At 67.6% G+C, this 8,358-nt stretch carries 9 protein-coding genes; 3 read left to right on the top strand and 6 right to left on the bottom strand.

Annotated features, from left to right (window positions below; translation table 11 throughout):
* Window positions 1-43: 43 nt before the first annotated feature.
* Window positions 44-736, top strand: a complete 693-nt coding sequence (locus tag VGD20_RS10705; protein ID WP_331134432.1) for an SDR family oxidoreductase — start codon at window positions 44-46, stop codon at window positions 734-736.
* 3 nt (window positions 737-739) lie between these two features.
* Window positions 740-1,711, top strand: a complete 972-nt coding sequence (locus VGD20_RS10700; RefSeq protein WP_331134431.1) for a 50S ribosomal protein L11 methyltransferase — start codon at window positions 740-742, stop codon at window positions 1,709-1,711.
* Between the two features lie 98 nt (window positions 1,712-1,809).
* Here VGD20_RS10700 and phhA read toward each other — a convergent pair whose 3' ends face one another.
* From phhA to VGD20_RS10670, 6 genes are read right to left on the bottom strand one after another with little or no spacing between them, the layout of a single operon-like run.
* Window positions 1,810-2,685 carry a phenylalanine 4-monooxygenase gene (gene phhA / locus VGD20_RS10695; RefSeq protein ID WP_331134430.1) on the bottom strand — a complete coding sequence of 292 codons (876 nt, stop codon included), beginning with the start codon at window positions 2,683-2,685 and terminating at the stop codon, window positions 1,810-1,812.
* A 39-nt stretch (window positions 2,686-2,724) separates the two neighbouring features.
* Window positions 2,725-3,345, bottom strand: a complete 621-nt coding sequence (locus tag VGD20_RS10690) for a molybdenum ABC transporter ATP-binding protein (RefSeq protein ID WP_331134429.1) — start codon at window positions 3,343-3,345, stop codon at window positions 2,725-2,727.
* Window positions 3,335-4,030, bottom strand: coding sequence for a molybdate ABC transporter permease subunit (gene modB / locus VGD20_RS10685; protein ID WP_331134428.1), 696 nt, complete (start codon window positions 4,028-4,030; stop codon window positions 3,335-3,337). The genes VGD20_RS10690 and modB overlap by 11 nt, the downstream gene beginning before the upstream one ends.
* Window positions 4,030-4,794, bottom strand: a complete 765-nt coding sequence (gene modA, locus VGD20_RS10680; RefSeq protein WP_331134427.1) for a molybdate ABC transporter substrate-binding protein — start codon at window positions 4,792-4,794, stop codon at window positions 4,030-4,032. Before modA ends, modB begins: the two co-directional genes overlap by 1 nt.
* Window positions 4,795-4,801: 7 nt before the next feature.
* Window positions 4,802-6,154, bottom strand: coding sequence for a PepSY domain-containing protein (locus VGD20_RS10675; RefSeq protein ID WP_331134426.1), 1,353 nt, complete (start codon window positions 6,152-6,154; stop codon window positions 4,802-4,804).
* A gap of 15 nt (window positions 6,155-6,169) precedes the next feature.
* Window positions 6,170-8,203: a TonB-dependent receptor family protein gene (locus VGD20_RS10670; protein WP_331134425.1), complete on the bottom strand. Its 2,034-nt coding sequence runs from the start codon at window positions 8,201-8,203 to the stop codon at window positions 6,170-6,172.
* On the opposite strand from VGD20_RS10670, the gene VGD20_RS10665 reads away from it, so the two are divergent.
* A complete protein-coding gene (locus tag VGD20_RS10665; protein ID WP_331134424.1) occupies window positions 8,202-8,333 on the top strand; it encodes a hypothetical protein in 132 nt (43 codons plus the stop codon). The genes VGD20_RS10670 and VGD20_RS10665 overlap by 2 nt on opposite strands.
* Window positions 8,334-8,358: the final 25 nt, after the last annotated feature.

The following is an 8,358-nucleotide window of genomic DNA, read 5'->3' as shown; positions in this document are numbered from 1 at the left end:
GAACAATCTAGCATAGCGTACCCCATGCCTCTAAGGCGGGAACATGAGCACGCACAACCTGATCACCGGCGCGAGCCGCGGCATCGGCGCCGCGATCGCCGCAACCCTCGCTATCGACGATATCAGGCTCGTCGCGCTGTCGAGCGCCGACGGCGACCTTTCCGATCCCGCGACGCCCGACCGGCTTTGGCGCACAAACCTCGACAAGCTCGACGGCCGCATCGACGTGCTAGTGAACAATGCCGGGGTGTTCGAGGGCAATCCGCTGGACGATCCCGACGCCGACTGGCTCGCGAACTGGAACCGCACGATACAGGTCAATCTGACTGCGAGCGCGCAATTGTGCCGCCACGCCGTGCTGCACTGGCAGGAAAGAGCGTCGGGCGGCCGCATCGTCAATATCGCGAGTCGCGCCGCCTATCGTGGCGACAGCCCCGCGCACTGGCATTATGCAGCGTCGAAATCGGGCATGGTCGCGATGACCAAGACGATCGCGCGCGGCTATGCCAGAGACGGCATCCTCGCCTTTGCCATCTGCCCCGGCTTTACGATGACCGGCATGGCGGAAGAATATCTGGCGAGCCGCGGCGGCGACAAATTGCTCGCCGACATTCCGCTCGGCCGCGTTGCGATGCCCGACGAGGTTGGCGAAATGGCGCGCTGGTGCGCGCTCGAGGCGCCGGCGTCGATGACCGGTGCGGTGCTCGACGTCAATGGCGCGAGCTATGTTCGTTAAGGCATGAGCTGGATCGTCTCCCTCCCCTGCACGCGCGCCGAGGCCGAGGCGCTGTCGGGTGAAATCCCCGAACTCGATGCGATGCCCGAGGCGCCCGTCGTCGTGACGCGCGAGATCGACGAAGACGCCGGCCTGTGGCAACTCGACGCCTATATGGATGACAAGCCCGGGCTGGCGCTGCTGAAGCTGCTGCAGTCGTTCGTGCCGAGCGCAAAGGGCAAGAAACCCGTCGTCGAACAATTGCCCGAAGAAGATTGGGTGACGCTGTCGCAGCAGGGACTCGAACCCGTGCAGGCAGGGCGCTTCTTCGTCCACACGAGCAGCTACGCCGACCGCATTCCTGCGGGCAGCACCCCCTTCCTGATCGACGCGAGCCAGGCGTTCGGGACGGGTGGGCACGACACGACAGCAGGCTGTCTCGCGATGCTCGACCGGTTGTCGCGCGCGGGCGCGGCACCGCGCAATATCGCCGACATCGGGACGGGCACCGGCCTGCTCGCCTTCGCCGCGATGGCGCTCTGGCCCCGCGCGAAGACGATCGCGTCGGACATCGACCCCGCGAGCATTTTCGTGACGCGCGACAATGCGGGGATCAACGGCGTGTCGCTCGGACGCGGCGGCGGGCGGCTCGCGCTCGCGGTCGCGCCCGGGACCGATCACCCGGCGATCCGCCACCGTGCGCCCTATGACCTTGTCATCGCGAACATCCTGGCCGGACCGCTGATCACCCTCGCTCCTGACATCGCCGCCGCGACCGCTCCGGGTGGCCATGCGATCCTCGCCGGGCTGATCGCGCGCCAGATGGAACCGGTGCTTGCGGCCTATCGCGCACAGGGCTTTCGCCTCGCCGCGCGCGGCGGCAGCGCCGAATGGCCGTGCCTGCTGCTGGTCAAGCGCCGCCGTTACGGCTGGCGGCGCAAGGAACGCGCCTTCCACCGCGCCAGCCCGTCGGATGCGACTTTCGGGAGCTGGTGAGCAACAGCCCGAGTTCCCGTTCGCATCGAGCGAAGTCGAGATGCCCATCGATAGTGCGTGCCTTCGGTGTGTCTCGACTTCGCTCGACACGAACGGATTTACGCGGTTTGCTTACCTAGCGCATATTCCTGCGTACCGCGGGTGATCACCTCGTCATCGGGCAGGAAATCGGCGATCGGAATCGGTGGCAACGCGGCGTTTGCGGCATAGAGCGGCGCGAAATCGGTGTTCACCGTCGTGTCGAGCAGCTGGTCGAGGCTGTCGATCACGAAATAATTCTGCTGGAAATCGTCGATCCGGTAGTCGGTGCGCATCACGCGCGCGAGGTCGAAGCCGATCCGGTTCGGGCTGTCCGAATCGAGCGCGAAAACGCTTTCGGCAAAGGAGGACACGATCCCCGCGCCATAGATGCGCAGGCCCGCGGCTTCGCGGATCAGGCCGAATTCGACCGTGTACCAATAGAGCCGCGCAAGCTGTTTCAGCGCGTCGAATTTCAGACTGCGCAGTCCGCCCATGCCATAGGCGACCATATAGTCGGCGAATATGGGGTCCGCGAGCATCGGGACATGGCCGAAGACGTCGTGGAAGACGTCGGGTTCCTGCAGATAATCGAGCTGTTGCGGCGTGCGGATGAAATTGCCCGCGGGAAAGCGGCGGTTCGCGAGATGGTCGAAAAACACATCGTCGGGTACGAGCCCGGGCACGGCGATCACCTGCCACCCCGTCGCCGCCATCAGCCGCGCGTTGAGTTCGCGATAATCGGGGATGCCCGGCTTTTCGAGCCGAAGCACGTCGATGCCGCGTAGAAAGGCATCGGCGGCGCGGCCGGGGAGCATGTCGGACTGGCGTGCGAAGAGGCGATCCCACATCGCATGCTCGTCGGCGGTGAAGGCATCCCAATTTTGCGGAATCGTCCAGTCGGCCGCAGCACCCGGCGGCGGCGTGTCATGGACGTGGGTAAACTGGCTTTCCATGGGACCGCTTCTATCATCAAAATGGTTTCAAGTGAAACTTTATTCGCCGATCTCCACCACCGACGTCGCAAGCCGGTCGACCTCGGCGCGGTCGTGGCTGACATAAAGGACCGGCAGTTTGAGCTCGTCACGGATGCGCTCGATCACCGCCATGATATCGCCGCGCCGCGCCGCGTCGAGCGACGACAGGGGCTCGTCCATCAGCAGGATCTCGGGACTGGCGAGCAAGGCGCGCCCGATCGCAACGCGCTGCGCCTCGCCCCCCGACAGGCTGTGCGGCCAGCGATCGAGCAGATGCCCGATGCCGAGGAAACGGACCGCTTCGTCGAGGCCCATCCAGCGATTGGCAGGCGCGGCAAGATCATGCCCGTAGGTGAGGTTCGCGCGCACGCGGCGATGCGGGAAGAGCCGCCCGTCCTGAAAGACATAGCCGACGCGGCGCGCCTCGGGCGGCAGGTCGATGGCGCCATCGAACAGGGTACGCTCACCGATACGGATGTGGCCGCGATCGGGGCACAGCAATCCCGCGACCATGTTCAGCACGCTCGTCTTCCCCGCCCCCGACGGGCCGAACAGCGCGGTCAGGCCGGGTCCCGCTGCAAAGCGCGCGGCAATCGTCCGGTCACCGAGGCGGCGGGTGACGTCGATATCAATCGCCATCGCGCTGCCTTTCGCGATGCGTGCGGCGTACCAGCCATTCGGAGAGGACCAGCGCGCCGAGCGACAGCGCGACCGACAGCAGCGCAAGGCGCGTCACCATCGCCTCGCCCCCCGGAACCTGCAGCGCCGAATAGATGGCGAGCGGCAGCGTGCGCGTCTCGCCCGGGATGTTCGAGACGAAGGTGATCGTCGCGCCGAACTCGCCGATCGAGCGCGCGAAGCCGAGCACGAGCGCTGCGAGGACGCCCGGAAGCGCGAGCGGCAGGCTGATCGTCCGGAAGCTGTGCCAGCGCCCGGCGCCGAGCGTGCGCGCCGCACCCTCGAGCCGCCGGTCGATCCCTTCGATCGACAGCCGCATCGCGCGCACCATCAGCGGCAGCGCCATGATCGCCGCCGCGAGCGCGGCGCCGGTCCAGCGAAACATCAAGGTCATGCCGAACCAGCTTTCGAGCCAGCGCCCGACGGGGCCGAGCGGACCGAAGGCGATCAGCAGCAGCCAGCCGGTGACGACCGGCGGCAGGACAAGTGGCAGGTGAACGAGCGCATCAAGGACGACGCGCCCGGGAAAACGGTACCGCGCGAGAATCCACGCGAGCGCGAAGCCGACGGGAAGCGTGGCGAGCACCGCGACGCCGCCGACCTTCAGCGACAGCGCGACGATCCCCCACTCTTCGGGTGACAGCATCAGGGCGCCGAAAACCCGTGGCGCGCAAAGATGGCGCGACCCTGTTTCGACAGCAGGAAAGTGCGGAAGCCCGCGGCATCCTTGTGCCGCGAGGCCTTGAGCAGCGCGACCGGATAGCGGATCGGCGGGTGGCTCGATGCCGGGAAGACGCCGACCATGCGCACCGCCTTCGACGCGCGCGCGTCGGTCGCATAGACGATGCCGAGCGGCGCGGCGCCGCGCTCGACGAGCGCCATCGCGGCACGGACATTTTCGGCAGGCGCTACCTTGGCCGCGACGCCGCTCCAGACGCCGAGACGGGTGAGCGCGGCCTTGGCATATTTGCCCGCGGGCACGGCATCGGGATCGGCGAGCGCGAGGCGGCCGGTGCCGAGCGCCCTGGCGAGCGCGAAGCCGCGTGCGGGGGTCAGCCGGACCTTGCTGGAGGCGGGGGCGATCAACACGAGGCGGTTGCCGAGCAAGGTCGTGCGTGTGCCCGCGCGGAGCAGCCCGGCCTTGGCGACCGCGTCCATCCACTCCTCGTCGGCCGAGAGGAAGAGGTCAGCGGGCGCGCCCGCAATGACCTGCCGCGCGAGCGCCGAGGAGGCCGCGAAAGAGAGCACGGGTTTGGCGTGGCCTTTTGCCGCCCAGAGGTTCGCCGCCTCGGTCAGCGATTCCTGCAGGCTGGCTGCCGCGAGGACGACGGGACCACGCTCCTGCGCGACCGCCGCGGGGGCGAGGAGCAGCGCGATCAGAAGGGCGAGCAGATGGAGGACGCGGGCCATGTGCAACCTATAAGCGCGCCGGGGCCTTTGCCGCAACGCCCAGCCAGCGTGCAGCGCGCGGCAAGCGCGGCAGCACGAGGCGCTCGGCGATCCAGAGGAGGATCAACGAGGCGGCGAGCAACGGCAGCAAGGCTGCAAGGGTCAGGATGAGCGCAGCGACGCCCTTGAGCTTCGCGGGATCGCGCGGCTGCGACGGCGCACCGAGCGCGTCGCCGGGCTTGCGGCGGCGCCACATCAGGAAGCCCGAGATCGCGAGCGTGAACAGCGCGAGTGCGGTCGCGACCCCGATCAGCTGGTTGGCGAGGCCGAAGAGCTGCCCCTCGTGCCATGCGATGCCGTAGCCGACCGCTCGGTCGATGGCGTGTTTGGCGGCAAAGCCGCTGCGCGCGACTTCGAGGCTGGTTTCGGGGTCGTAGCTGACCTTGCGCACCAGCGGCCGGTTCTGGGTCAGCGTCGTCAGCGTCCAGACATTGCCGTTGGGCGGGCCGAAGGCGTTGGGCGCGCCCGGCGGCTGGATGATCGCGGGGGCCGGCATATGCTCGGTGCGGGCGCGAAGAACGATATATTCGAGGGACGCCAGCGGCGGCGGCCCCGCCGGTTCCGCAGTCGCCATCGCGCGATGATCGTGCGTCGCATGCGGATTGGCGCCGCCCTTCCAGTCCTGCACCCCCGACACCCAGCCCATTTCGGCGCGGATCATGCGAAAACCGCCTGCCCAGACGTCGGTCCATGGCAGCGCGGTGAAGAGCAGGATCAGCGCGAGGCCCGAGACCCAGAAGCCGGTGACCGCGTGGATGTCGCGGAGCGCCGAGCGGCCGCCAAGCGAGACGCGCGGCCAGAGCACGCCCGCGAACCCGCGTCCACGCGGCCACCAGAGATAAAGGCCGGTCAGGATCATCACGATCGCCCAGCTTGCAGCAAGCTCGACGAGGAGGCGGCCGGTACGGCCGATCAGCAGCGTGCCGTGGATGCGCGAGAGCCACGCCGAGATACGCTGGTCGGGATCGGCCGCGCCGATCACCCGGCCTTGCGGTGAAACAGCAATATCGCGCATCGCGCCGCCCGGCAGGCCGATATGGACGACCGCCGCATCGCCGGGCGCTTCGGGAAGGCGGTAATAATGAAAGCTCGCGCCGCGATGGGCAGCGAGTGCGGCCGCAACCTGCGCGTCGGCATCGACCGTTCCCGCCGTCGGCAAGCCGCGCCATGAGCGCTCCTCCCACCGGTCGATCTGCGGCTTGAACAGATAGGCCGCGCCCGTCAGCGACAGGACAAGGATGAAGGGGATGACGAACAGCCCGGCGTAGAAATGCCAGCGCCAGATCGTGCGATAAAGCGGAACCCGGTTGATGTCGGTCATCCCCTGTCGCTCCCCCTAGAACCGCGCGCGGATGCCGGCGGAAACCGCGCGGCGCTCGACCGGATAATAGATCGCCGGATTGACAGGCGGCGTCGCGCTATTGTTGACCCGTGCATCGATCACCGCGCTGATATCGCCGATCGCCTTCTTGCCCGTGATGTTGCGCACGTCGACGAAGGCGTCGATGCCCTTCGCGATCGTCGCGCCGCCAGTGACACCGATCAGCGCATAACCCGGGGTGCGGACATGGTTGCGATAGTCGGCGAACGGGCCGTCGGGCACCCATTCGAGATTCGGCGCGATATGCAGCGCATCGCTGCCGATCCGCAGTTCCGCCCGATAGGCGTGCTTCGGCACTACTGGCAGGCGGTTGTCGCCGAACTCCGCGTCGCCCCGGAAACGAAAGTCGCTGTAGGTATAGACCTGCCGCAGGCGCAGCCAGCCCGTCGGCGCGAGGTCCAGCCCGGCCTCGAACCCCCGATGCAGCGTGCGGTCGGCGTTGAAGGTCGCGGCGGGGATATTGCTGTTGGTCGTGAACTGCAGCAACTCGCCTTTCAGCGTCGAACGGTAGAGCGCAAGGTCCCAGCTGGCGAAACCGAGCTTGCCGCGCGTGCCGATCTCTGCGGTCCAGGCGCGCTGGGGCCGGACGTCCGAAACGACGGTGCTGGTCGGCGGGGTGCCGATCGTCTGGAACACCTCGCCAAAGCCGGGAAACTCGGCCGAGCGGCTGTAATTGGCGAAGAACTGGATATCGGCGGCGGGTTCGAAGAGCACGCCGATCTTGGGCGAGAAGGCGCCGAAGTCGATCCGGCCATCGGTCGCGGGTGTCGCCGAGAAATTGACGTGACGCTGGCGCCAGCCGTCGGCGTAGACGCCCCCCCCGATCAAGGTCAGCGCGTCGACCGGCCGCACGCGCACCTCGCCATAGAGCGTCGCGGTCTGCGCCTTCTGATCGGCGTCGAAGGTCAGCGCGCCGCGCCGGCCGTCCTTGTTGACGAACTGACGCGCATCGGTGCTGCCACGGCGGATTTCGCCACCGAACGTGACCTCGACCGGGCCGCCCGCATAATCGGCGCGAAAGAAGCTGCCGATATCGACCGACTTCTGGTCGATCAGCTGGAAGATCGGGTGGTGGAGCGACTTTGCGTTGATGAAACCCCCGACGTCGAGCGTCAGGGCGCCCCAGTCGAAGGTCGTCCGGTTCTGGAGGCGCAGCGAGTCGATATCGCGACCCTGATCGCCCGCAATCGCACCCGCATTGGCCTTGCGCGGCGCGGTCAGCGCCTCGGCCCGCGTCAACGCGCCGGGGAGTTGCTGGTTGATATTGTTGACGCTGGCGTAGAAGCGCGTGCTGACCACATCGCTCAGCTTCAGCCCGACATTGCCCTGAAAACGCAGGCTGCGGCGCTTCGCATGGTCGCGGTCGCCGTCCGTGGTGTCGGCGCTGACCGCGCCCCATGCATCGACGCGTTCGCTGGCGACGCCCGCCGACACGAGTCCGCGTATGCTGTCGAAGCTGCCGACGTCGGCGCGCATGTAGAGCCCCCGCGCGGTGCGCCCCGTTGGCGTCACGCCATTGATCGCGCCGCCGAGCGTCCCCGATCCGAAGCGCAGCGCGTTTGCGCCGCGATAGACTTCGAGATGGTCGAAGAAGATCGGCTCGAGCTCCTGGAAATCGCCATTGTCGTCGGCGAGGTTGATCGGCACCCCGTCCTGGAGCAGCGTCAGCCCGCGCATATGGAAGCCGCGCGACAGGCCCGAGCCGCGGATCGAGATCCGCACCTCCTGCCCGTAGCGTGGCTGGAGATAGACGCCGGGCGAGAAGGCGAGCGTGTCGCGCAAGGATACGACCGATTTGTCGGCATAATCTTCATAGGAGACGATGTCGGTGCCGCCGGGCGTTTGCGCTGCGCGCGCTTCGGCGGCGTCGGTAGCGGTCGGCGCGGTGACGATGATGGTGGCATCGGCGTCTTCGGCATGGGCCGGAGCGGCGACGAGGCAGGTCGCAAGCGCCAGCAACGGCGCCGCCCCATGGATACGGGTTTTCATGATTTTTCCTTCGCTGAATGCAGTCACGGGCCGCGCCGCGCAAAAGCGCGGGCAGCCGGTCGGTCTGGATCAGGCGAAGGCAGGTGGTCCGGTACTCGGCGGCAGCGGCGAGGCGATGCCCGGCGCATAGCCGAGCGATCGGACGGCGACCGGGA

The sequence above is a fragment of the Sphingopyxis sp. genome (assembly GCF_036402335.1).
In the GTDB taxonomy this organism is placed as follows: Bacteria; Pseudomonadota; Alphaproteobacteria; order Sphingomonadales; family Sphingomonadaceae; genus Sphingopyxis.
The sequence above is the reverse complement of the archived record's forward strand: the minus strand, read 5'-3'. Positions and strand labels throughout refer to the sequence as shown.

What these genes read in the sequence shown, in the direction of transcription:
- VGD20_RS10705 (WP_331134432.1), top strand. Translation starts at nt 44, where the DNA reads ATGAGCACGCACAACCTGATCACCGGCGCGAGCCGCGGCATCGGCGCC.
- VGD20_RS10700 (WP_331134431.1), top strand. Translation starts at nt 740, where the DNA reads ATGAGCTGGATCGTCTCCCTCCCCTGCACGCGCGCCGAGGCCGAGGCG.
- phhA (WP_331134430.1), bottom strand. Translation starts at nt 2,685, where the DNA reads ATGGAAAGCCAGTTTACCCACGTCCATGACACGCCGCCGCCGGGTGCT.
- VGD20_RS10690 (WP_331134429.1), bottom strand. Translation starts at nt 3,345, where the DNA reads ATGGCGATTGATATCGACGTCACCCGCCGCCTCGGTGACCGGACGATT.
- modB (WP_331134428.1), bottom strand. Translation starts at nt 4,030, where the DNA reads ATGCTGTCACCCGAAGAGTGGGGGATCGTCGCGCTGTCGCTGAAGGTC.
- modA (WP_331134427.1), bottom strand. Translation starts at nt 4,794, where the DNA reads ATGGCCCGCGTCCTCCATCTGCTCGCCCTTCTGATCGCGCTGCTCCTC.
- VGD20_RS10675 (WP_331134426.1), bottom strand. Translation starts at nt 6,154, where the DNA reads ATGACCGACATCAACCGGGTTCCGCTTTATCGCACGATCTGGCGCTGG.
- VGD20_RS10665 (WP_331134424.1), top strand. Translation starts at nt 8,202, where the DNA reads ATGATTTTTCCTTCGCTGAATGCAGTCACGGGCCGCGCCGCGCAAAAG.
- VGD20_RS10670 (WP_331134425.1), bottom strand. Translation starts at nt 8,203, where the DNA reads ATGAAAACCCGTATCCATGGGGCGGCGCCGTTGCTGGCGCTTGCGACC.